The 22,927-nt window shown below is 42.1% G+C and carries 23 protein-coding genes; 5 read left to right on the top strand and 18 right to left on the bottom strand.

What is annotated here, in order from left to right; all coding sequences use genetic code 11:
• Window positions 1-27: 27 nt before the first annotated feature.
• Both CWB75_RS13730 and CWB75_RS13735 read right to left on the bottom strand, forming a co-directional pair.
• A complete protein-coding gene (locus CWB75_RS13730; protein ID WP_008114788.1) occupies window positions 28-393 on the bottom strand; it encodes a hypothetical protein in 366 nt (121 codons plus the stop codon).
• 76 nt (window positions 394-469) lie between these two features.
• On the bottom strand, window positions 470-1,342 hold the full coding sequence (locus CWB75_RS13735; protein WP_138570950.1) for a TolB-like translocation protein: 873 nt from the start codon (window positions 1,340-1,342) through the stop codon (window positions 470-472).
• Window positions 1,343-1,457: 115 nt separating this feature from the next.
• On the opposite strand from CWB75_RS13735, the gene CWB75_RS13740 reads away from it, so the two are divergent.
• The 3 genes from CWB75_RS13740 to yjjG all read left to right on the top strand — a co-directional run bounded on the left by CWB75_RS13740 (window position 1,458) and on the right by yjjG (window position 3,750).
• Complete coding sequence (locus CWB75_RS13740) at window positions 1,458-2,357, top strand: phosphoribulokinase (RefSeq protein WP_008114793.1); 900 nt, start codon at window positions 1,458-1,460, stop codon at window positions 2,355-2,357.
• 167 nt (window positions 2,358-2,524) lie between these two features.
• Window positions 2,525-3,064: an inosine/xanthosine triphosphatase gene (gene yjjX, locus CWB75_RS13745; RefSeq protein ID WP_138570951.1), complete on the top strand. Its 540-nt coding sequence runs from the start codon at window positions 2,525-2,527 to the stop codon at window positions 3,062-3,064.
• Window positions 3,065-3,075: 11 nt separating this feature from the next.
• Entirely contained in the window at window positions 3,076-3,750 is a 675-nt protein-coding gene (yjjG, locus tag CWB75_RS13750; protein WP_138570952.1) for a pyrimidine 5'-nucleotidase, read from the top strand.
• An 87-nt stretch (window positions 3,751-3,837) separates the two neighbouring features.
• Here yjjG and lpxC read toward each other — a convergent pair whose 3' ends face one another.
• The 16 genes from lpxC to mraZ all read right to left on the bottom strand — a co-directional run bounded on the left by lpxC (window position 3,838) and on the right by mraZ (window position 21,591).
• The gene (gene lpxC / locus CWB75_RS13755) at window positions 3,838-4,749 is read right to left on the bottom strand and encodes a UDP-3-O-acyl-N-acetylglucosamine deacetylase (RefSeq protein WP_010390707.1); all 912 of its coding nucleotides are present in this window, start codon (window positions 4,747-4,749) and stop codon (window positions 3,838-3,840) included.
• Window positions 4,750-4,856: 107 nt separating this feature from the next.
• Window positions 4,857-6,116, bottom strand: coding sequence for a cell division protein FtsZ (gene ftsZ, locus CWB75_RS13760; protein WP_010390706.1), 1,260 nt, complete (start codon window positions 6,114-6,116; stop codon window positions 4,857-4,859).
• A gap of 21 nt (window positions 6,117-6,137) precedes the next feature.
• On the bottom strand, window positions 6,138-7,370 hold the full coding sequence (gene ftsA / locus CWB75_RS13765) for a cell division protein FtsA (RefSeq protein WP_008110678.1): 1,233 nt from the start codon (window positions 7,368-7,370) through the stop codon (window positions 6,138-6,140).
• 13 nt (window positions 7,371-7,383) lie between these two features.
• Entirely contained in the window at window positions 7,384-8,145 is a 762-nt protein-coding gene (locus tag CWB75_RS13770) for a cell division protein FtsQ/DivIB (RefSeq protein ID WP_008465294.1), read from the bottom strand.
• Window position 8,146: 1 nt separating this feature from the next.
• Complete coding sequence (locus CWB75_RS13775) at window positions 8,147-9,067, bottom strand: D-alanine--D-alanine ligase (RefSeq protein ID WP_010390703.1); 921 nt, start codon at window positions 9,065-9,067, stop codon at window positions 8,147-8,149.
• Complete coding sequence (murC, locus tag CWB75_RS13780; protein ID WP_249362331.1) at window positions 9,064-10,473, bottom strand: UDP-N-acetylmuramate--L-alanine ligase; 1,410 nt, start codon at window positions 10,471-10,473, stop codon at window positions 9,064-9,066. Before murC ends, CWB75_RS13775 begins: the two co-directional genes overlap by 4 nt.
• 42 nt (window positions 10,474-10,515) lie before the next feature.
• Window positions 10,516-11,592: an undecaprenyldiphospho-muramoylpentapeptide beta-N-acetylglucosaminyltransferase gene (gene murG / locus CWB75_RS13785; protein WP_138570954.1), complete on the bottom strand. Its 1,077-nt coding sequence runs from the start codon at window positions 11,590-11,592 to the stop codon at window positions 10,516-10,518.
• On the bottom strand, window positions 11,589-12,764 hold the full coding sequence (gene ftsW / locus CWB75_RS13790; RefSeq protein ID WP_010390699.1) for a cell division protein FtsW: 1,176 nt from the start codon (window positions 12,762-12,764) through the stop codon (window positions 11,589-11,591). Before ftsW ends, murG begins: the two co-directional genes overlap by 4 nt.
• On the bottom strand, window positions 12,761-14,095 hold the full coding sequence (gene murD, locus CWB75_RS13795; RefSeq protein WP_138570955.1) for a UDP-N-acetylmuramoyl-L-alanine--D-glutamate ligase: 1,335 nt from the start codon (window positions 14,093-14,095) through the stop codon (window positions 12,761-12,763). The genes ftsW and murD overlap by 4 nt, the downstream gene beginning before the upstream one ends.
• Window positions 14,096-15,178 (bottom strand): phospho-N-acetylmuramoyl-pentapeptide-transferase, encoded by a 1,083-nt coding sequence (gene mraY, locus CWB75_RS13800; RefSeq protein ID WP_054202311.1) that lies wholly within the window; start codon window positions 15,176-15,178, stop codon window positions 14,096-14,098.
• Window positions 15,178-16,560 carry a UDP-N-acetylmuramoyl-tripeptide--D-alanyl-D-alanine ligase gene (locus tag CWB75_RS13805; RefSeq protein ID WP_138570956.1) on the bottom strand — a complete coding sequence of 461 codons (1,383 nt, stop codon included), beginning with the start codon at window positions 16,558-16,560 and terminating at the stop codon, window positions 15,178-15,180. Before CWB75_RS13805 ends, mraY begins: the two co-directional genes overlap by 1 nt.
• The gene (gene murE, locus CWB75_RS13810) at window positions 16,557-18,035 is read right to left on the bottom strand and encodes a UDP-N-acetylmuramoyl-L-alanyl-D-glutamate--2,6-diaminopimelate ligase (protein WP_171039123.1); all 1,479 of its coding nucleotides are present in this window, start codon (window positions 18,033-18,035) and stop codon (window positions 16,557-16,559) included. The genes CWB75_RS13805 and murE overlap by 4 nt, the downstream gene beginning before the upstream one ends.
• Complete coding sequence (locus CWB75_RS13815; RefSeq protein WP_138570957.1) at window positions 18,028-19,845, bottom strand: penicillin-binding transpeptidase domain-containing protein; 1,818 nt, start codon at window positions 19,843-19,845, stop codon at window positions 18,028-18,030. The genes murE and CWB75_RS13815 overlap by 8 nt, the downstream gene beginning before the upstream one ends.
• Window positions 19,842-20,168 (bottom strand): cell division protein FtsL, encoded by a 327-nt coding sequence (ftsL, locus tag CWB75_RS13820; protein ID WP_010390691.1) that lies wholly within the window; start codon window positions 20,166-20,168, stop codon window positions 19,842-19,844. Before ftsL ends, CWB75_RS13815 begins: the two co-directional genes overlap by 4 nt.
• On the bottom strand, window positions 20,165-21,103 hold the full coding sequence (gene rsmH / locus CWB75_RS13825) for a 16S rRNA (cytosine(1402)-N(4))-methyltransferase RsmH (RefSeq protein WP_054202314.1): 939 nt from the start codon (window positions 21,101-21,103) through the stop codon (window positions 20,165-20,167). Before rsmH ends, ftsL begins: the two co-directional genes overlap by 4 nt.
• Window positions 21,104-21,132: 29 nt before the next feature.
• Window positions 21,133-21,591, bottom strand: coding sequence for a division/cell wall cluster transcriptional repressor MraZ (mraZ, locus tag CWB75_RS13830; protein WP_010390682.1), 459 nt, complete (start codon window positions 21,589-21,591; stop codon window positions 21,133-21,135).
• A 564-nt stretch (window positions 21,592-22,155) separates the two neighbouring features.
• Here mraZ and CWB75_RS13835 point away from each other — a divergent pair.
• Window positions 22,156-22,473 carry a DUF883 domain-containing protein gene (locus tag CWB75_RS13835; RefSeq protein ID WP_138570958.1) on the top strand — a complete coding sequence of 106 codons (318 nt, stop codon included), beginning with the start codon at window positions 22,156-22,158 and terminating at the stop codon, window positions 22,471-22,473.
• Between the two features lie 5 nt (window positions 22,474-22,478).
• Window positions 22,479-22,919: a hypothetical protein gene (locus tag CWB75_RS13840; RefSeq protein ID WP_055012872.1), complete on the top strand. Its 441-nt coding sequence runs from the start codon at window positions 22,479-22,481 to the stop codon at window positions 22,917-22,919.
• Window positions 22,920-22,927: the final 8 nt, after the last annotated feature.

Consider the following 22,927-nt stretch of genomic DNA (forward strand, 5'->3'; position numbering starts at 1 on the left):
TTTTGCCTTTAGCCCTGCACCATTCTATTAACCACCAATAATCATCGTTAGCTTAGCTATAAACTCTTTTGCCGCTTGTTCAGAGTTAATTTTAAAAGCGACACCATAATGAATAGGCTGTGCGCTTTTATAAATACGAGTGGGAAAACGGGTCATTTCACTGCTATGAAAATAACCTTGAGTACGCACAACCCCATCAATATCAGTAAAGTCATCACTAAACACTTCAAATGCAGGGCGGATCACAATTTTACCTTTCCCCGTTTCGGCATGGGTGTAAAACGCTTCTTTAGAGTTTGCTAGCATATACTCAGCAATGTTTTTTATTTTAAAATTACTTCTACACTCTAGTTTTATCAGCTGCTCTGTTAACTCGTCTGCGCTAAATGCCACGTGACTTTCCTTTTTATTTAATAGGGGGTCAGACTAACTCATGCATGAGTGAAAGTCCGAATTTATTATTTAGTGTTTATTTAACACTACATACAAACGCTAATTGCTGATTTTTATAACTCAACCGGCTAATTTCAGTATCGCAAAATTGGCTTAAATCGAGCCATTGAGATATATCAGATCCAGCTGTTAATTTTCGTTGATAAATACGGTTTTTAATTGCGTAAGCAACTGTATTTTCATCTTTTAAGATGAAGTCTTGTACTTGGTTTGGCAACCTAAGGATGTTGCTTACCTGCTTGGTTTGAGGGTCAAAACGGGCTAACTGGTGCTGGCCATTTTTACTATGACTAAATAAAAATTCACTTCGCGATTTATCGTAAATAAGTGTGCGACCAATGTTATTTGCAACAACTTCACCTTTAGCCGCAACAACCGAGGTATATTGTAATGTATGTGGCTCACCTAAAATAAACATCACTAAATCGTTGTTATTACCCCAAGCGTGATAGCCCACAGGCTCAATCCAATCAAAAATACGACTTGGCGCCTGCTCTGTGCTCAGCGGATATTGCCATAATTTTTGTTTGCCATCTTCTTCAACCACGATGGCAGATAAACTATCACCACTCGGTGTTACTGTTGGCGAATACTCACTTACAGCTGTATTGGTGATCATGGAGGTTTGTTTTGATGATAAATCGTAAAGCGCAATATCAGTTTGGCTCTGATTATTACTGATTACTTCACGCGTATAATAAAGGCCAGTATCGGTTAAGTGGGGCTGATTGTTGTAGCTTGTTTTATCACTAACAATGCTTACGCGTATGCCATGCGGAGTATTTAAATCGGCAAGCAGTATTTGACTTTTAGGCATATTTGCCTGGGCAACGCCCAATGTTAAAGCATTAATTGTTATTAGCCCTAACAACGGTTTGATCAGTTTCATGCTTTCTCTCGTTTTAATTTTAAGCACCTCATGATAACGTTATTTACTGATGACGTCACTTGACCTAGCTTAGTAAGGTCTTTATAACTAACGGGTCATAAAAAAGAGAACAAACATGTCAGCTAAACACCCTATTATTGCAATCACCGGCTCATCTGGAGCAGGCACTACAACCACCACCAATGCCGTGAAGCATATTTTCCGCAGCCTCGATATCAATGCTGCATTTATTGAAGGTGATAGCTTTCATCGTTACACACGTCCTGAAATGGACAAAAAAATTCGAGAAGCCCAACAAGAAAGTAAACATATCAGTTATTTTGGCCGAGAAGCCAATGACTTTGGTGCATTAGAAGACCTATTTACTAAGTATGGTGAAACAGGCGAAGGTAAACTGCGTCGTTATTTACATACCTTTGATGAGGCCGTACCTTATAACCAGTTACCTGGAACATTTACTCCTTGGCAAGAGCTTGAGCAAAATACAGATCTAATGTTTTACGAAGGCTTACATGGCGGCGTGGTCGACGAAGATCATGATGTTGCTAAGCATGTTGATTTACTCATAGGCATGGTGCCAATTATTAACCTTGAGTGGATCCAAAAGCTTATTCGCGATACCTCAGAACGCGGCCATTCTCGTGAAAAAGTAATGGACTCGATTGTACGCAGTATGGATGACTACATTAATCATATAACGCCGCAATTTTCTCGTACCCATATTAACTTTCAGCGAGTACCCACCGTTGATACCTCCAACCCATTTAGCGCAAAAGATATCCCCTCCCTTGATGAAAGCTTTGTCGTTATTCGCTTTAGGGGCATTGATGACGTTGATTTCCCGTATTATTTACGCATGATTGAAGGCAGCTTTATGTCGCGGATCAATACGCTTGTGGTACCCGGTGGCAAAATGGGACTCGCTATGGAGCTAGTGCTTACGCCACTGATCAAAGATATTATTTTGAAAAAACGCGCCTTAGCAAAATTAGCCCCACCTGAAATTCCTATTTAAGTGTATCGATAATCTGTTAGAGGCTTTTTGGTTTAGAAGATCTAACAACATATGATGATCTTATGGAGCTGATCATTTCTTTTATCAAGTGATCGCAAATACATTCTGCTCTTTTTTGTTTAGTCTAACTCACGTACACTGCTGATTTTAAGTATGATGAGAGTAGTATGTCGCAAGCCATTAAAATTGTTGTCGGGTCTAAAAACCCAGTAAAAGTAAATGCCGCTAAACACATTTTTGCGATGTATTTCCCTGAGCATTTAATTGAATGTAGTGGCGTTCATGCACCTTCAGATGTACCCGATCAGCCTATAGGCGAAGAACAAACGTGTTTGGGAGCGCAAAACCGAGTTAACTACTGTAAAGCACAGCATCAAGCAAACTACTACATAGCGATGGAAGGCGGCGCAGCGCAATTTAGCTATGGTGCAGCAACCTTTGCCTATGTCGTTATTGATGACGGCGCACAGCAAGTTACAGGCCGAAGCAGTAACTTACCTTTGCCTCCGGTTTTTTATAAAGCATTGCTGCAAGGTGAAGAGCTCGGAGATGTGATGGATAAGGCTTTTAATACCACCAATATTAAGCAACAAGGGGGTGCTATTGGTTTATTAACTGATCATCATGCGACACGAGAAAGTACCTATACTCAAGCGCTGACTCTCGCCATGGCGCCTTTTCTTAATCCCACTTTATATAATCAATAACGGATGTTTTAATGAAGTATAACTACGTATTATTTGATGCCGACGAAACCTTATTTAGCTTTAATGCCTTTGCTGGCTTACAAAAAATGTTGGCAGCTTATGGCATGGATTTTACCAAAGCAGATTATGAACATTACCAAAATACCAATAAGCCATTATGGATTGCCTATCAAAATAACGAAATTACCGCAAACCATCTGCAAGTAACTCGTTTTAGTGAGCTGGCAAATAAACTTGATGTACCAGCCCAGCAGCTCAATGATGATTTTTTATCGGCAATGGCTGAAATTTGCATGCCTTTACCCGGTGCGGTTGAATTATTAAACGCCCTTAAACCTCATGCCAAGTTAGGTATTATCACTAATGGCTTTAGTCAGCTGCAAGCACGTCGCTTAGCACATACGGGGCTGCAAGATATGTTCGATTGGCTGGTAATTTCTGAAAAAGTAGGTATTGCTAAACCTGCAAAAGAGATATTTGAGCACACCTTTAATTTAATGGGGAATCCACCTAAAGAGCAAATTTTAATGGTAGGTGATACCGCCAGTAGTGATATTCTTGGTGGACAAAATGCAGGCATAGACACCTGCTGGTTACAGCACCCTGGGGTAATCTTACCTGAAGGTATTAAGCCAACGTATCAAGTCACTGAGTTAAAACAGTTACAAACTATTTTAGGTCTGTAATACCTGACTGATTGTGATTACAAACAGCCAAAAAAAATGACGCTAATAAGCGTCATTTTTTATAACTGTATGTAAGCGACTAACTGATTAGGCGTTTGCTAATTCAAGGCCGGGTGCAGGCATCGAAACAGGCGTTTCAAAGGTTGCCCACTCCCATGCTGACTCGGTTGCCATAATTTTGCGTAGTAACTTGTTATTCAAATCATGACCTGATTTAAATGCAGTTACTTTACCTAAAAGGTTATGACCTGTCATAAACATGTCACCTACACAGTCTAGTATCTTATGCTTGACGAACTCGTCTGGGTAACGCAGACCGTTTGGATTTAAAACTTTAAATTCATCAAGTACCACTGCACTATCCATGCTACCACCTAGTGCAAGGTTATTAGCATGCATGTATTCAATATCTTTCATAAAGCCAAAAGTACGCGCACGGCTGATTTCTTCAGTGAAGCTTTGTGCGGTAATATCTAAGCCAATGCGTTGGCGGCTTTCATTAATTGCAGGGTGATCAAAGGCAATTTCAAAATCGATATGGAATCCGTCGTAAGGTTCTACTTCGGCCCATTTGTCGCCTTCTTCAATACGTACTTTTTCTTTAATACGAATGAAGCGTTTTGCAACATTTTGCTCTTCAATGCCGCCTTTTTGTAATAAATAAATGAATGGCAATGCACTACCATCCATTATTGGAACTTCTGAGCTATCAAGTTCAACAATCAGATTGTCGATACCCATGGCCGCAACAGCTGCAATTAAATGCTCAGTAGTTGATAAGCGAACACCATCTTTGTTGATTAAACAGGTACACAATTGCGTATCACCAACGGCTTCAGGTGTTGTTTCAAAATCAACAACCGGATCAAGGTCGACACGACGAAATACAATCCCAGTATTTGCGCTCGCAGGTCGGAGAGTTATTGTGACCTTCTCACCTTTATGAAGTCCAATTCCTATGGCTTTGACTACTTGTGCAATCGTACGCTGTTTAATCATAGGTTCGCTCACTTTAAGTATATATTACAGTTAGACGGCGGAGTGTAACATAAATACGGTATAACTACAATATTTGTTCACATTTCGCACAAAAGTACTGTTTTTAATTAGTCTGCTTGTTTACGTAAAAAAGCAGGAATGTCGAAATAATCGCCACCCTCAGACTTATCTGTTTTATTAGCACTACTTGACGACGTATTCGTTGCTGAACTTGAAGAGCTAGTCGATGTGCTGCTTTGCTCTTTTGATTCAGTTTGCGATGTCGTTGCAGGCTCTTCAGTCGTACTTGTGCCTTGGCTTGCAAAGCTAGGTACGTACATGCTGCTGCTTGTTTGTGTGCTTGAGCTAGTTACATCAGAGCCTGACGCTTTTTTGAAACCGTTATCTACAATACCAAACTGTGGACGACGATCGCCGCCTAAGCCTGTTGCAACCACGGTTACACGTAGCTCATCCGTCATTTCTGGGTCAATTACCGCGCCAACAACAACCGTTGCGTTTTCAGACGCTAGCGCCTTAACGTGATTACCCACAATTTCGAATTCTTCAATCGCGATATCCATACCCGCAGTAATGTTAACCAAAATGCCTTTAGCACCGGTTAAATCTACGTCTTCTAGAAGCGGGCTTGAAATAGCAGCTTCTGCTGCTTCTTGTGCACGATCAGGACCCGATGCAGATGCTGTACCCATCATCGCCGTGCCCATTGCAGACATAACAGTACGTACGTCGGCGAAATCCACGTTAATTAGACCCGAGCGAGTAATTAACTCAGCAATACCTTGTACCGCACCAAACAATACGTCATTTGCTTTAGCAAATGCATCCAGTAAAGTTGTTCCTTTACCCAATACTTTTAGTAACTTGTTATTTGGAATAGTGATTAACGAGTCCACAATTTCAGATAATTCGCTAATACCTTGCTCTGCAGCAGCGGCACGCTTTTTACCTTCAAAATCAAACGGACGGGTTACCACAGCAACAGTTAAAATACCCAGCTCTTTAGCAATTTTAGCCACGACTGGCGCAGCACCGGTACCTGTACCGCCGCCCATACCTGCAGCAATAAACACCATATCAGCGCCTTCAAGGCTAGCACGAATGGTTTCGGCGTCTTCTTCAGCCGATTCACGACCTACTTCAGGGTTAGCCCCTGCACCTAACCCAGAGGTTATTTGCGTACCTAATTGTACTGTTACATCAGCGGCTGAATTACGTAATGCTTGCGCATCCGTATTGGCTGCGATAAAACGAACGCCTTCTATTTGTTGTTTTACCATGTGCTCAACTGCGTTACCGCCGCCACCGCCTACACCGATTACTTTTATTACAGCTTCTTCGCTGTGTTGTTCCATTATATCAAACATATTTACTCTCCGACTTGAGTACTAAAACTCGCCTTGAAACCATTTTGTGATGCGGTTCCACCAATTATTATTATCATCCGCTTTCGACTTTTGTGCATTCATCGACTGCATAGTACGCCCGTATTGTAACAAACCTACAGCGGTTGCGTACGATGGATCATCAACATAATCAGTTAAACCTACTACACCAATTGGTTTACCTATTCTTACTGGCATCTGAAAAATATCTTCAGCCACTTCCATTGCGCCAGTCATTTTAGCAGTTCCGCCAGTAATGACGAGACCTGCTGCAATTTGGTCTTCTAATCCTGAGCGACGAATTTCTTCCATCGCCAGTTCAAATAATTCTCTAAAACGTGGCTCAACCACTTCAGACAACGTATGCCTAGACATCAGTCTTGCTGGTCGCCCACCTACGCTTGGCACTTCAATCGTGTCTTCGCTGCTCGCCATTTGGCTACTTGCACAGGCATATTGTACTTTGAGTGACTCTGCATGTGATATAGGTGTGCGAAATATTTTTGCAATATCACCGGTTACTTGGTTGCCCGCCACCGGAATAACCGCAGAATGACGCAGTGCACCATTAATATAAATAGTGATATCCATAGTACCACCACCGATATCTAGCACCGCAACACCTAGCTCTTTTTCATCGTCCGTCAGTACGGAGTAACACGAGGCAAGCGCAGTGAATATGAGTTGGTCAACTTCAAGCCCACAACGTTCAACACATTTTTCTATATTTTTAGCCATGTCGTTGGAGCAGGTAATAATGTGAGCCCGTGCTTCCATACGCACACCACTCATGCCAAGTGGGTTTTTAATCCCCTCTTGCATGTCAATGCTGTACTCTTGTGGCAAGGCATGCAACATTTTGCGTTCAGCTGAAATTGGTACTGAGCGAGCAATATGGATTACATTCTCAATGTCTTCATCGGTTACTTCAGTATTATTAATAGCGACAACACCGCTTTCGTTCTGACATTGAATATGTTTGCCAGAAATGCCCAAATAAACCGAGCTAATACGACAATCAGCCATCAATTCGGCTTCATCAATTGCGCGGCGAATAGACTCAGACACTAAATTTAAATCGTTAACGCCGCCTTTATCCATTCCATAAGATACTTGGCTCCCCACGCCAACAATGCTGAGCTTGTTATCTGTGGTGATTTCACCTACCGTGGCCACTACTTTCGAAGTGCCTACGTCTAATCCAATCACTAGGTTTCTTTCTGCTGACTTAGTCATGCCTTACTCTTTATTATAATTGCTGTTCTTGCATTGGCTTATAGCTCACTGCAAGGCCGGTATCGTAGCGTAAATCAATTGCATCTATCTGTGCATCAGCACGTTGTTCTATGCGTGAATAAACGTCTATAAAACGCTGTACACGCTTGGCTTTATCCTTGCGCCCTAAATTTAAACGCACGCCATTATCTAACCAAAGTTGCCACGAAAATCGCTCAGATAGCGCAAGGCTAGTGAGCGTTAGTGCATTTACTTTAAGCATTTCATCAAACTGTTTAAACGCTACCCATGCTTCTTTTTCACTGCCTTCTGGCCCATATAACTGGGGTAATGTGGCACTTAATTTATCACTTTTAGCCTCAAACGCATCGCCGCTTTGGTTAATCAATAAATCACTGTTCCAGTGAGCGACCGCTTGATGCTCTACCACGTAAACTTGGATAGTATCAGGCCATTGCTTTCTTACCGATACCGTTGCGACCCAAGGTAGTTCTTGCACTAAATGCTGAACATGCTTTACGTTTAACTCAAAAAAGCTACTTAAATCCGCTTTTTTTATCGCGGTAGTTATTGCTTTTTCATCGGTGTATTTGGGGCTCCCCAACACCGTTAGATGCTTAATTTGCGCATCTTTATTTGCAACTAACCAATGGGAAACCCCATTGGTTATTTCAATTAACCCAATCACCACAGCCAGAAAAAAGCTCACTCCAAAAATCAGCGACCAGTTAAGTTGCTGTTTTAGTTGCTGCGCTTTCTCTAAAAAGGGATGCATATTAAAGGGTTTGCTCCAAAATGCGAACAACTAATTGCTCAAAACTTGCCCCATTGGCTTTTGCAGCCATTGGCACCAATGATTTTTCTGTCATGCCTGGCACTGTATTTACTTCCAACAAGTAAAATTGGCCTTGCTGATCTTGCATTGCATCGACGCGACCCCAGCCACTTGCACCCACTAAATCAAACGCATCGAGTGCCATTGCTTGTAGTTTTTGGGTATCTGGTTGTGATAAATCAGCAGGACAATGATATTGTGTCGTACTTGACTGATATTTAGCTTGGTAGTCATAAAAACCATTTGGCGTGCTCATTTCAATCACAGGTTGTACTTCATCACCAAGCACCGTAATTGTAAATTCGCGCCCCGAGATCCACTGCTCTACCAATACTTGGCTGTCGAACTTAAATGCATTGCTGAGCGCATCTTCAAGCTCTTCTGCAGAGCTTGCTTGTGCCATACCAATACTTGAGCCTTCGTGCGATGGTTTTACCATCACTTTTTTAAATTCATCGATAATTGCTTTAGCATCAAAGCCTTTTTTAGCATCAACTACCGCATAAGGTGCTGTGCTCAAGCCTGCCGATTTAAACAAGTGCTTACAACGAATTTTATCCATTGCCAATGCTGAACCCAATACATTACTGCCAGTGTAAGGCAAGTTCATAAACTCTAAAGCACCTTGTACTGTGCCATCTTCACCACCTCGGCCATGCAGCGCAATAAAAACGCGATCAACATTTAAGTCTTTTAATTCCCACAATGAGCGATTTTGAGGGTCAAACGCAATCGCATCAATGCCACAGGCAAGAAGTGCATTAAGGACTGCTTGACCAGATTTTAATGACACGTCGCGCTCTGCTGAGTTTCCACCTAGCAGCACCGCTACTTTACCGAACTGGGAACTTACCTGTGTCATACTTCACCTTGCTTTAATTTTTCTATCGACATATTTGTTGCTGCTAAACTTTTAACTAGCTGACCTATGTTACCTGCGCCTTGCGTAAGTACTAAGTCATTATTTTGTAGGCAGTTAGCAAGTACACCTGCAAGCTCTGAGCTTGAAGCCACATGCAATGGCTCTTTGCCACGCTGGCGTAAACTGCGGCATAAACTCTTACTATCAGCGCCCACAATCGGCTCTTCGCCTGCACTGTAAACATCAAGCAATAGCAACTGATCAACCTCAGCGAGTACTTTCACAAAATCTTCGTATAAATCGCGAGTACGGGTATAGCGATGCGGCTGATAAACCATCACTAAACGCTTATCAGGCCAGCCTTCTCGCGCTGCGGTGATGGTAGCTGCCACTTCTGATGGGTGATGACCATAGTCATCTACTAACATCACATTACCGCATTCGTTTTCAAATTCACCATAATGCTGAAAACGACGGCCAATGCCTTCAAAAGTATCTAATGCCGCTAAAATTGCATGATTAGCTATGTTTTGATCTTTTGTCACCGCAATCGCTGCGGTTGCATTTAGGGCATTGTGTTTACCTGGCATATTTAACTTGGCGGTTAAACTCTCGCCTTGTTTATTAGTAACAGTAAATTGGCATGTATTGGCTGTTTGGCTAAATTCACTCATTCGATAGTCAGCATCTTGCGATTCACCATAAGTGATCACCGGACGACCAAAGCGAGGTATTAATTCTGCGGCAACGTCTGAATCTATACACACTACAGCTAGCCCGTAAAACGGCAGGTTATGAATGAATTCAACATAAGTATCTTTCATTTTTTCTAAGCTGCCGCCGTAAGTTTCCATGTGATCTTCTTCAATATTAGTGATCACCGATACCATTGGCTGTAAATGCAAAAATGAAGCATCGCTTTCATCCGCTTCAGCGATTAAAAAGTCGCTTTTGCCTACTTTAGCATTGCTGCCAGCACTATTTAATAAACCACCAATAATAAAGGTTGGATCGAGCCCTGCTTGTGCATAAATGCTGGCAATTAAACTAGTTGTTGTGGTTTTACCATGGGTACCGGCAATGGCAATACCATGACGAAAACGCATCAGCTCAGCTAACATTTCTGCACGGCGAACCACCGGAATACGCGCAGCTTGCGCGGCTTGAATTTCAGGGTTTGTTTTATCAATTGCACTTGAAACCACCACCACATTAGCGTCTTTTACATTATTTTCATGATGGCCAATAAATACTTCAGCGCCCGCTTGAATTAAACGCTCGGTCATGGCGCTATGCGCTATATCCGAGCCGGTAATACGGTAACCTTCAAAAGCCAATACTTCTGCAATACCGCCCATACCTGCACCACCTATTCCTACAAAGTGAATAGTTTCAATGCGGCGCATCGCAGGGCGTGTATATTTTTCTTTTGCTAATGTCTGTTTCACTTATATTCTCTTATTTGTTACTTGCTCACAGTGCATAGCGACGCTGGCTGTGGCATCTAAAATAGCCTGCTGCTTTGCTTTAGCAGCCATTTTAGTTATTAATAAAGGTTCGGCTAAATAGGGACTTAAAAGTTCAACAATGCTGCGCTGATTAAATTGCCCCTGTGGCATTAATAATGCCCCTTCTGCCATTACTAAATACTGTGCATTTGCTGTTTGGTGATCATCAACCGCATGTGGAAACGGTACAAATACCGCCATTTTACCTGCTGCAGCAATTTCACTAACCGTTAGCGCTCCGGCGCGACAAATCACAATATCGGCCCAGCTATAAGCGGTATCCATATCATCAATAAATTCAGCAACAGTTACTTGTTCATCGCCCATTTGTTGCTGCTGGTAACTTTCGCTCACACTAGCAAAATGGCCTTTACCAGTTTGGTGCCAAACATTAATGGCACAGGTATCATTTAAGCGCTTAAATGCTTCAGGCAGTGTTTGGTTAAGTACTTGCGCACCTAGTGAGCCACCCACTACAAGCATATTAATTGGACTTGATATTTCCCGCTTAGGTATATCAACTACACTCTGACGCACAGGGTTACCCACCAGCTCAGCTTTACCACTGGCAAAAGCACTTGGAAATGCAGCTAATACGCGATTCGCAAATTTCGCTAGCCATTTATTGCTCATACCAGCTACGGCGTTTTGCTCATGAATTACCAAAGGGATACCGAGACTTTTTGCCGCAATACCCGTAGGGCCTGTCACGTAGCCGCCCATAGCTAAAACCACGTCAGGGCGTTGTTGTTTTAATACTTTACGCGCCTGCAATATTGCATTAATAACCATGAATGGCGCTTTAATGAGGCGTTTTAAACCATTACCTCGCACGCCTTTTACATCAATAAAATCAATTTCTATGTTGTGCTTGGGCACGACACTGGCTTCCATTTTATCAGGAGTGCCTATCCAGCTAACTTGCCAACCTTGCTGTTTGAGATAATCAGCAACCGCAATCCCTGGGAAAATATGTCCACCTGTGCCCCCTGCTACAACGACTATTTTTTTACTCATCGTTTAGCTCCCCCCGACGTGGCCTGTTTGGTTGCCATCTTCGTTTCAAAATCTACCCGTAATAAAATACCAGTGGCTATGGTCATCATTAATAAACTTGAGCCACCATAGGAAATAAACGGTAGGGTTAGTCCTTTGGTTGGTAATATACCGGCACTGGCGCCTACATTAACCATAGTTTGAAATGCAAACCAAATACCGATAGCTAAAGCTAAATAGCCTTCATATTCTTTACCGTTTTTAAGCGCATTTTGGCCAATTAGTAGCGCTCTAAATACTAATGTTCCTAATACCATTAAAATACTCAATACGCCCATAAAACCAAGTTCTTCAGCAATCACGGCAAAAATAAAATCGGTGTGTGCTTCCGGTAAATATTGTAATTTTTGTACGCTATTACCTAAGCCTTGGCCAAACCAATCACCTTGACTGTAAGCCATCAGTGATTGCACTAATTGATAACCTTTACCAAAAGGATCGTCCCAAGGCTCTAAAAAACCCACCACACGCGCCATACGATAGGGCTCAAACACAATCAACCCAACCACCAGCGCAATACCGGTTAAAATAAGTGCAAAAAATTGCCAAAGCTTAGCACCAGCTAAAAACAATAAACCAACCGTAGTAACAAACATCACCACCACGGTTCCTAAATCGGGCTGCATTAAAATAAGTGCCGCATAAACGGCAAATACCGCGATAGGTTTAGCAAAGCCTTTTATGTTTTCTTGTACTTCACTGCGCTTACGCACTAAATAGCCAGCGATATAACTAAAAAAGAATAATTTAGCGAGCTCGGAAGCCTGAATATTAAATGGCCCTATAGGTATCCAGCGGGTCGAACCATTCACTTCTCGCCCCACAATTAGCACTACCAATAACAACACTAAGCCGATTAGTAATAAGTAGGGGTTAGCTTTTTTCCACCACGACATAGGTACTTGAGTACTAATGCAAAATAAACAAAACGAGAGCCCTAAAAAAATACCGTGGCGGATAGTAAAATGATAAATATTGCCAAACAGCCTATCGGCCGTCGGCATTGAAGCACTAGTTACCATCACAAAGCCAACCCCTATTAGCATTAACATGCAATAAAGGAGCGGCACATCATAAAGCTGCGCCGAAGGTTTAGGAGTAAATGCCTCTTTAATATCCGCAAAAGCTATCATGGCAGCTCCTGCAATACACAATGCACAAAATCATCGCCGCGCTGCATATAGTTGTTGTACATATCTATACTGGCGCAGGCTGGAGCTAATAAAACCGTATCGCCTGACGTACTTAATTGTTTAGCAAGCGCCACAGCTTCAGACATGTTAGTGGTTAAATGACCTTTAGCAGTTAGTGCCACTAACTCTTTTGCATCTTTACCAAAGCAAATGAGGGCTTTAACGTGTTGCTCAACATAAGGTTTAAGTGCCTCTAAATCGGCGCCTTTTGCATCACCACCAGCAATAACCACTAAGTTTTGTTGTTCACCCGCTAAACTATCAATAGCCGCTATTGTTGCGCCTACATTAGTGGCTTTAGAGTCATTGAAATACTTAACGCTATTAAGCTCACCCACAAACTGGCAACGATGTGCCAATCCATTAAATTGAGATAATGCAGTTTTATAATGCGCTTTAGTTATTTCAAACGGACTGAGTAACGCCATTACTGCCAATGTGTTTAAATAGTTATGCTTACCAACAACAGCTAAAGTACTGACTGGTAAATAAGCTTCGCCCTTTACCATAAAGTACGCTTCGTTATTATGCTGTGCTAAGTGGTAATCACCTTGTGTTTCTCCAAAACTAACTTGTGGTGCTAACGTGCGACTCACTGGGTGGGTTTGTCTATCGTCAGCATTAATCACTAAAAGTTCAGCGCCGTTATAAATACTTAACTTTGAATCTATATAAGCTTGATAGCTATCATAGCGATCGAGATGATCTTCTGAAATATTAAGCACAGTTGCACTGCTGGCTTTTAAGCTGTCAGTGGTATCAAGCTGAAAACTCGATAGTTCCAGTACAAATACATCAAAGTCACCGTCAAGTAAATCCAGCACAGCTGTGCCAATATTGCCGCCCAATGCTACTTTATAACCTGCGGTTTTTAATACTTCGTAGGCAAGGGTTACTACCGTTGATTTGCCATTTGAGCCTGTTACCGCAACAACTGGTTTAGTGTTAATGCGGGCAAATAGCTCAACATCACCAATCACTTCTACGCCGGCATTCATTGCCTGTGCAACCGCAGGGGTTTTTAAACTTAGCCCGGGACTAATAATGATCATATCGCAAGCACTGAGTGCCGCATTATTTAAATCACCAAAGTGAGTATTAAGATTAGCGGCATGTTGCTTGAGCCAATCAACACCGGGAGGATTTTCTCGGCTATCGACTACATTGGGCTGTATTCCTTGAGATAATAAAAAACGCACAATGCCCAGACCGGTTACACCGAGTCCGAGCACTGTTATTTGTTTATTTTTTATCTCGTTTAAATACTGCATTTATCGGATCTTTAATGTCGCAAGGCCAGCGAGCACCAGCACAATAGAAATTATCCAAAAGCGCACAATAACGCGTGGCTCTGGCCATCCTTTAAGTTCGTAGTGATGGTGAATCGGCGCCATTTTAAAAATACGTTGGCCGCGTAATTTATAAGAGCCAACTTGTAAAATTACAGACAGCGCTTCCATTACAAACACGCCCCCCATAATAATAAGTAATAACTCTTGGCGAACCAGCACAGCAATAATACCTAATGCACCACCTAAAGCTAACGAGCCTACATCGCCCATAAACACTTGTGCTGGGTAGGTGTTAAACCATAAAAAGCCTAACCCTGCACCCACAATAGCGGTACACACCACTACCAATTCACTGGCAAGTGGCAAATGCGGAATATGTAAATAAGCTGAAAAGTTAATATTACCGGTTAAATAAGCAATAATAGCCAGCGCTGCAGCCACTAAAATTGTTGGCACAATAGCTAAGCCATCTAGTCCGTCGGTTAAGTTTACCGCGTTTGAGGTGCCCACTAATGCAAAATACGTGATTACGATATAAAACAGTCCTAGCTGTGGCAGTACATCTTTAAAAAATGGTACAACAAGAGATGTCTCTGTCGCTTGGGTACTGGTCATGTAAAGTGCAGTTGCTACAACCAATGCAATTACTGATTGCCAAAAATACTTCCACTTAGCAATCAGTCCTTTAGGATCTTTGCGGATCACTTTGCGGTAATCGTCAATAAAGCCAACAATCCCCAATGAGCCAATCACAAACAATGTGGCCCATACGTATTTATTAGACAAATCAGCCCACAATAAAGTGCTGGTGAATATTGCCGCTAAAATAAGTAAGCCACCCATGGTCGGTGTACCCGATTTAGACAAGTGTGATTGCGGACCATCATCACGTACTGTTTGCCCAATTTGCATGCGCTGTAAACCACGAATTAACTTTGGCCCCAAATAAAGCGACATAATTAACGCGGTCAAAATACCTAAAATGGCACGAAGAGTTAAATACGAAAAAACATTAAAGCCACTATAATATTGAGTTAAATACTCAGCCAGCCAAACTAACATTATGATACTCCATTGATGGCTTGTTGCTGGCCATTAACTAAATCGGTTACTAAAAGCTCCATGCGAGAACTGCGTGATCCTTTCACGACAAGGGTAATTTTTTTATCTACTTTGCTAATACTGTTTTGAATTTGCTGCAGCATTTGCTCACGATTTGAAAAGTGACGATTAGGCAGCTCAAATACATCACTTGCTGACTTACTTAATACACCGAGTGTAAATAGCTCATCAATGCCTTGCGCTAATGCATATTCGCCCACTTCTTGATGATACTTACGAGCATCTTCACCAAGCTCCCCCATATCACCCAAAGCCAAAATACGATGACCTTGAATATCGCTAAGTAAATCAATCGCCGCTTTTACCGATTTAACGTTGGCATTATAAGTATCATCAATAATGGTGAGTGACTCACTGGCTTCAATCAGGTTAACCCGCCCTTTAACTTCACCCATGGTCGCTAAGGCGCTGGCAATTTCTTCAAGTGACACGTCAAACTCACTGGTTAATGCCGCAGCAATAAGCGCGTTGCTAATATTATGCTTGCCTGGCAATGCTAACGTTACCGGTACTCTGTGTTGTTTGGTACATAACATAAAGCTTGCGCGAGCTTGTGCATCTAGGCTGATGTCCTCAGCCCAAATATCCAGTTTTTCACTGCTAGAAAAACATTTAACCTTTCGCGCTGCTAATTTATCAAGCCAATACTGACTAAACTCGCTATCGCAATTAACAATGGCAATGCCATCGTCTTTTAAACCATCGTAAATTTCGCCTTTGGCTTGTGCTACCCCTTGCAGGCTACCAAAACCTTCTAAATGCGCCGCCGCAACATTACATACCACGGCAACATCTGGTTTGGTCATGGCGGTAGTGTAGGCAATTTCACCAATATGGTTTGCACCGAGCTCAATAACCGCATAACGGTGCTGTGGCTCTAATCTCAATAAGGTAAGAGGCACGCCAATATCATTATTAAAGTTGCCTTTAGTCGCTAAAACATCCCCTTTACTTGATAAAATAGCGGCACACATTTCTTTAACTGTTGTTTTACCTACACTGCCAGTAATAGCGATAGTTTTAGGTGCAACTTGCGCCATCACTGCTGTACCAATTGTGCCTAATGCAATACGGGTATCGGCAACTACAAATTGAGCAATATCGGTATCAACAGCGTGATCGACAATGACTCCTATAGCGCCTTTTTGTTTTGCTTGTTCAATAAATTTATGGCCATCAAAATTTGGGCCCTTAAGCGCCAAAAACACTTCACCATCACACAAAGTACGGGTATCGGTGTTTATATTTATCACCTTGCGATTATCACCTTGATAATCGGTTGCTAGCACATTAGCTAGCCAATCAAAATCCATAGGGATCATGCTTGAGACCCTCTTACTGCTTTTTTTAATTGTTGTTGTACAAATTGGCGGTCGCAAAAATCGATGCGTTTGTTACCTATAATTTGATAGTCTTCATGCCCTTTACCGGCAATTAAAATAACCTCACCGGCTTTTGCGTTATCTATAGCAAATTGTATTGCAGCACCACGGTCGGCCTCTAAATGGGCGTTTTGTGGGTGTGTTAATCCCGCAGCTACATCATTAATAATGTCATTAGGGTCTTCAGAGCGTGGGTTATCACTGGTAATGATCACTTTGTCTGCAAACTGCTCTGCAGCTTGTGCCATTAGTACACGTTTACCTTTATCTCTGTCGCCGCCGCAACCAAATACACAACTCACTCCACCTGGTACATGTTGTTGCAGCGCTTGTAACGCTAGTGCGAGTGCATCTGGCGTATGTGCATAATCAACTACGCAAGTAGGCATATTTGGCGCTGTAAATGCTTGCATTCTGCCTGCTACAGGTTGCAAATACTCACACCCTGCCACTAATTGCGTTAATGGGTAACCTAGCGCTAATAATGTGGCTAAAGCAGCGGTTAAATTGTATAGATTAAATTCACCATATAACGGTGATTTTATGGCAATATCACCCCAACTTGTAGTTAATTGCGCCGAAATACCGGTTGCTGAATAGCTAACATCAGAAAAATACACAAACTGAGCGTTTTTAGGGGCTAAGTTTTTACGGCCATAACAAATTAGTTTACTAAAGCTATATTTTTCAATCCATTGCTCTGCTTGTCCGTCATCTTGGTTAAGAATGACATTGGCAGCATCAAAATCACGAAACAGCATCAATTTGGCATCACCGTAACTATCCATGTCACCATGATAATCTAGATGATCACGAGATAGGTTAGTAAATACCGCCGCTTTGAAATGGCACTGATCAACACGGTGCTGCACAAGACCATGCGATGATACTTCCATCGCTACTAAGCGATGTTGCTGCTCTTTTAAGTCACTTAAAATATGCTGTAAATCAACCGTTGATGGTGTGGTGTTTTGTAGCGGTGTTAAATTATCTGGATGGCCATAACCGAGCGTGCCTATAATAGCGGCTTGGGTATGACAAAATTGCGCTAAATGAGCAATCATTGCTGTGGTAGTCGATTTACCATTGGTGCCCGTTACGCCAACTAAATCTAAGTGCTTGCTCGGTTGTTGGTAAAATTGACTCGCCAATACAGGCAGTTTCTTATTCAACTCTGAGACTAAATAAAGCGGCTCAAAATCACTTTCAAATTCACACAGTCTGTCGGCAATAATTGCACTGGCACCATTCTCAATTGCTTTATCAATAAACTGTCCGCCATCAAGCTGATGACCTTTTATTGCCACAAACACATCACCAGATTTTACATCGCGGCTGTCTAAACGCAACTCGTTTACCATTAAACGTGCTGCATCTATTTCTAAATATTTTAAAATTGTGTGTAAATCACGCACCATCATCTTTGCCCTTCACGTATGCCACCGAGTCTTTATCTGGGGCAACGTTTAAAATTCTTAATGAATTAGAGATTATTTCTGCAAACGCCGGACCTGCCGTTGCGCCACCGTAATAAACATCTCCACCGGGCTCGTTGATCAATACCACAACGGCTAATCGCGGATTACTCGCAGGGGCAATGCCCGCAAAATAACCTACATATTCGTCACCATAACCACCTGCAGCGGCCTTTTTAGAAGTACCCGTTTTACCAGCAGCACGGTAGCCATCAACTTTAATACGACGTGCAGTACCACCTTCTTCAAATACGCTTTCCATCATATGAACTACAGCTTCAACATCTTGTTGCTGAAAAACACGTTCACCTTCAGGTATAGAGTCTTGCTTTAGTACAGTGAGTGGGCGGTTCACCCCACCCGCACCTAACATGGCGTAAAAACGAGCCATTTGCGCGGTACTCACGGCAATATTGTAACCAAACGAAAGTGCGGCAATTTCGTGATCTGACCAACGACGGTTTGGGTAAAATAAACCACTACTTTCCCCGACCATGCCGGTACCACTATCACTGCCAAAACCCACCTTTTGGTAAAGACCAACAAAATAGTCTTTGGGTACGGTTTGGCTTATTTTTGTTACGCCCATATTACTGGAGTATTTTAAAATTTCGCGCAGCGTCATTTCACCATGATTACGGGTATCTTGTACTAAGCTGCCCCCTAAACGCATCCAGCCTGGGTAGGTATCAACTTTGTCATCCGGTTGGATTGTGCCGTAGTCTAATCCAGCTAAAATGGCTAGAGGCTTAACAGTTGAGCCGGGTTCAAACAAATCGGTAATTGCACGGTTACGACGCTTATGAGGAGCCGCACCGCTTAAATTGTTAGGATTAAATGAAGGACTATTTACCATAGCCAAAACTTCACCAGTTTTAACATCAACCACCATGGCTGAGCCTGAAGTGGCCTTGTAAGTTAATACCGCTGATTTAACCGCTTTGTAGGCAATCGCCTGAATACGCTGATCAATACTCAGTTGAATACTCTCAGGCTCCACTCGCTCGCGCTCATCAAGCACTTCAACTTCACGTCCTTGGGCATCTTTTCGAATCGTACGTCGGCCTTCTTCACCTGTGAGTGCATTTTCGTAAAGCTTTTCTATGCCTTCAATGCCTTTGCCATCGATATTAGTAAAACCAATGATATGCGCACTGACCTCACCGGCAGGGTAATAGCGTTTTGATTCATCTAAAAGGTGAATACCCGGCAGGCGTAAATCGCCAATGTAATTAGCAACAGCTGGAGTAACTTGGCGTTTTAAGTAAACAAAGCGACGAGTAGGATCATCAAGTAGTCGGGTATTAATTTTGCTCGGATCAATACGCAGTACATCGGCAAGTTCACGCCAGCGCAAATCGTTTTTATAATACAGAGCGGTACGCTTGTTTAACTCAGCGACATTTTCACGCAGAGTTTGCTGATCTTCACCATTTTTACGGGCTTGTCTGAGCACTTTGCTCACCAGTGATTTATGCAAAGCTTTAGGATCTGCATACACACTGACTACAGGCACACTAACAGCTAACTCTTTACCGTTACGATCGAAGATCATACCGCGTTGCACATGCAATTTTTCAACACGTACTGTACGCTTGTCACTTTCGGAGCGAGCCTTATCGGGTTCAATTACTTGCAAATATGCGGCGCGCGATACCAAAGTCACAAACACTAAAAAAATCACCGCGCACACTAAAATAAAGCGCCATGCGATTAGGTTGTTGACTGGTTTTTTGCCTCGCGTTCTCATTGTAATATAATTACCTGCTCATCTTGGCTGGTTGGCCGCTTCATTTCTAATTGTGACGTTGCCACTTCTTCAATGCGTGCATGTTGCGAATAAAATTCTTCTTCCACTAAAAAATAACGCCACTCTAAATCCAATTCATCACGCTCTTGCAGTAACGAATCTTGCTCAATTAATTGCGCACGAGATAAATGAGTTACCTGCACCACGCTCAAACTTGACGCGAATATCACAACCAACAAGGCCAAGGTGATCTTGTTCGCACCTAGGCCTTTAATTATTTCAATAAATAGATTGGGTTGGCGATAACTCGCTTTTTTACTCATCCCAACCTCTGTGCAATCCTTAGTACTGAGCTACGAGAGCGTGGATTGCGAGCCACTTCATCAGCACTTGGTTTAATAGCTTTACCCACTGCTTTTAACGTCAGGTTTTTATTTATTTGTGCGTCGGTTAAAGGCAGACCTCTGGGTATCGCTTCTCCCTTACTCTGTTTTTTAATAAATTGTTTTACAATGCGATCTTCTAAAGAGTGAAAAGAAATAACAACTAAGCGACCACCCGGCTTAAGAACTTTAATCGCCGCTTGTAGTGCGGTTTGAATTTCCTCTAACTCGCTATTGATATAAATACGAATTGCCTGAAACGTGCGCGTTGCAGGATGTTTAAACTTATCTTTAACGGGTACTGCTTCATCAACTAAATCTGCGAGCTGTTTAGTGGTAGTAATTGGCGTATGTTCACGCACTTCCAATATCTTGTGCGCAATGCGCTTACCAAACTTTTCTTCACCTAGCTTTTTGATCACATGGGTAATGTCATCTAGTTCCGCTTCAGCTAACCACTGCGCAGCGCTACGGCCTGTGCTTGGATCCATTCGCATATCAAGCGGGCCGTCTTTCATAAAACTAAAGCCACGAGCGGCATCATCTAACTGCGGTGACGACACACCAATATCAAGTAAAATGCCATCAACTTTACCAATTAGATCGTTTTGCTCAGCAACTTCGTATAACTTTGAGAACCGTGAGTGAGCAATCGAAAAACGTGAATCATCGGCAAACTTTTCTGCTGACTTTATAGCTTGTGGATCTTGATCAATAGCCTGCAAGCGACCAGCGTCGCCCAAGCGCGCTAATATTTGCCCTGAATGTCCGCCACGTCCAAAGGTGCCATCCATATAAATGCCGTCTGGCTTAATTGCAAGTGCATCTATGGTTTCTTCCATTAATACGGATACGTGTTCAAATTGCGCTGTCATTAGCTATTTTTTGCCTTTTTGTTTTGCTGCTAGAGGGTAAAGTTATCTAAATCGTCATTCGGTTCAAATTCACCAAGCCTTTCAAGCTCAGTGTCTTGGCGCATTTGTTCGTGCCAACGCGCCTCATCCCAAATCTCAAATTTATTCATTAAGCCCACCAGCATAATTTTTTTGCCAAGTTCTGCATGTGAGCGCAAAGAAGGCGCCAGCAAAATTCGACCGTTTTTATCAAGCTGATACTCTGTCGCATTACCTAACAACATACGTTGCATCCGTCGCGCTCTGGGATTCATATTAGATATTTTTGCTAAACGGCTTTCTATTTCTAACCATTCAGCAAGGGGGTATAACCAAAGGCAAGGCTCATTGAGTGCAACAGTGCAAATAACCGTTCCCTGATCTTCAGACAATAGCGTGTCTCGGTATTTTGTTGGTACCGCAAAACGTCCTTTATCATCCAAACTCAGTGAACTTGCGCCACGAAACATAAAAAGCCTATTGTAAAATTATTTTAATCAACTTTTTGATTAACCCGATCCAGTTTGATCCACTAAACACCACTTTTTACCACAGTGCTCCAGTTTAGGGCTTGACAAGCCTTTTTGTCAAGTAAGTCACCCAGCTTTAGCGCCCCGCGAAGCCTGAAAAAATAAGGCTCAGATTAAAGCGGTTGAATTGTTTAGTAAAAAATCTGATCAGTCAGTAAAAAATTTTTTATCGTTTTTTTTATTAGCTTGCCGGCATTATTTGCTTAATGAATAAACAGTGAATAATTACAATTTATTTAGGGTGTGTAGGGCTTTGTTTATTCGAACTAGGTGCAACTAAATCGTGACCTGAAATGTATAACCGAGTAAGCAAAGGAAAAATCAACCTCGAATGATCAAAACGCCTTAGTTTGTAAAAATTACAAACTGTTGTCGCAATAGTTACAGCTATAAACCTACTAAAAATTAGTAAATAAAATACAATCCATAAAAAACAATGAGTTAAAAACTGGTTTAATCATTGCACCTTAATAATTACTTTTAAAAAACTATTAAGGATTGATTATGGCTACGGCAACTAAGAGCAAAACTACTATTGATGCAAAACAAGAGATTGAGGCCCCGTTAACAGATAAGGCAACATCAGCTGCGCATGACGCAGTAGATGCATTATCGAGTAAAGCGGCGGTAGCTGAAAATGGCGTTCGTAAAGGAGCAAGCAGCTCAGCAGAAACACTTAATGAGAAACAATTAGCAGCTCGCGAGAAGTTAGAAGAATGTACTTCTAAGACTCGTCAACTCGCATCAGAAAACCCATTAGCAACGGCTGGTCTTGCATTTGCTGCTGGTATGTTAGTTACTGCACTATTTCGTCGTAAGTAATACTAATGCAAAACCTACATTCAACATCAAGTGAATCACAATCGACAGATTCGCAGTCATCGGCTAAACATGCCGATGACTGGCAAGATCATATTGCAAAGCTTGCTGATTATGCAGCACAGCTCAAGGATGATTATCATCAACAAGGAAAGTTGACGCATCAGCTTGCTATAGCTGAATGGAAATTGTCGTTAAGATCCTTAGCACTGATCACTATCCTACTTGGATGTTTTGCCAGTGGCTTGGTGTTACTGTGGGTCGGGTTTTTAGGTATTGTAGGCTTTGCGACTTTTGACTTATTTAGCTCGATTTGGCTGAGCATTACTGTAGTGATCAGCCTACAAATTTTATGCTTAATTTGGCTGTGGCGAAACGCAGTTTATCTAAGCAAAAAAATTGGCTTTACTAAGACGCTAAATAGTCTAAAGCAGCTGCTTAAATTATAAGGCATATA

Source organism: Pseudoalteromonas sp. S1608 (genome assembly GCF_005887265.1).
Classification (GTDB): Bacteria; Pseudomonadota; Gammaproteobacteria; order Enterobacterales; family Alteromonadaceae; genus Pseudoalteromonas; species Pseudoalteromonas undina.

Excerpts from the sequence above, each read along its gene's own strand:
- CWB75_RS13735 (WP_138570950.1), bottom strand. The coding sequence starts at position 1,342 with ATGAAACTGATCAAACCGTTGTTAGGGCTAATAACAATTAATGCTTTA.
- CWB75_RS13740 (WP_008114793.1), top strand. The coding sequence starts at position 1,458 with ATGTCAGCTAAACACCCTATTATTGCAATCACCGGCTCATCTGGAGCA.
- yjjX (WP_138570951.1), top strand. The coding sequence starts at position 2,525 with ATGTCGCAAGCCATTAAAATTGTTGTCGGGTCTAAAAACCCAGTAAAA.
- yjjG (WP_138570952.1), top strand. The coding sequence starts at position 3,076 with ATGAAGTATAACTACGTATTATTTGATGCCGACGAAACCTTATTTAGC.
- lpxC (WP_010390707.1), bottom strand. The coding sequence starts at position 4,749 with ATGATTAAACAGCGTACGATTGCACAAGTAGTCAAAGCCATAGGAATT.
- ftsZ (WP_010390706.1), bottom strand. The coding sequence starts at position 6,116 with ATGTTTGATATAATGGAACAACACAGCGAAGAAGCTGTAATAAAAGTA.
- ftsA (WP_008110678.1), bottom strand. The coding sequence starts at position 7,370 with ATGACTAAGTCAGCAGAAAGAAACCTAGTGATTGGATTAGACGTAGGC.
- CWB75_RS13770 (WP_008465294.1), bottom strand. The coding sequence starts at position 8,145 with ATGCATCCCTTTTTAGAGAAAGCGCAGCAACTAAAACAGCAACTTAAC.
- CWB75_RS13775 (WP_010390703.1), bottom strand. The coding sequence starts at position 9,067 with ATGACACAGGTAAGTTCCCAGTTCGGTAAAGTAGCGGTGCTGCTAGGT.
- murC (WP_249362331.1), bottom strand. The coding sequence starts at position 10,473 with ATGCGCCGCATTGAAACTATTCACTTTGTAGGAATAGGTGGTGCAGGT.
- murG (WP_138570954.1), bottom strand. The coding sequence starts at position 11,592 with ATGAGTAAAAAAATAGTCGTTGTAGCAGGGGGCACAGGTGGACATATT.
- ftsW (WP_010390699.1), bottom strand. The coding sequence starts at position 12,764 with ATGATAGCTTTTGCGGATATTAAAGAGGCATTTACTCCTAAACCTTCG.
- murD (WP_138570955.1), bottom strand. The coding sequence starts at position 14,095 with ATGCAGTATTTAAACGAGATAAAAAATAAACAAATAACAGTGCTCGGA.
- mraY (WP_054202311.1), bottom strand. The coding sequence starts at position 15,178 with ATGTTAGTTTGGCTGGCTGAGTATTTAACTCAATATTATAGTGGCTTT.
- CWB75_RS13805 (WP_138570956.1), bottom strand. The coding sequence starts at position 16,560 with ATGATCCCTATGGATTTTGATTGGCTAGCTAATGTGCTAGCAACCGAT.
- CWB75_RS13815 (WP_138570957.1), bottom strand. The coding sequence starts at position 19,845 with ATGAGAACGCGAGGCAAAAAACCAGTCAACAACCTAATCGCATGGCGC.
- ftsL (WP_010390691.1), bottom strand. The coding sequence starts at position 20,168 with ATGAGTAAAAAAGCGAGTTATCGCCAACCCAATCTATTTATTGAAATA.
- rsmH (WP_054202314.1), bottom strand. The coding sequence starts at position 21,103 with ATGACAGCGCAATTTGAACACGTATCCGTATTAATGGAAGAAACCATA.
- mraZ (WP_010390682.1), bottom strand. The coding sequence starts at position 21,591 with ATGTTTCGTGGCGCAAGTTCACTGAGTTTGGATGATAAAGGACGTTTT.
- CWB75_RS13835 (WP_138570958.1), top strand. The coding sequence starts at position 22,156 with ATGGCTACGGCAACTAAGAGCAAAACTACTATTGATGCAAAACAAGAG.
- CWB75_RS13840 (WP_055012872.1), top strand. The coding sequence starts at position 22,479 with ATGCAAAACCTACATTCAACATCAAGTGAATCACAATCGACAGATTCG.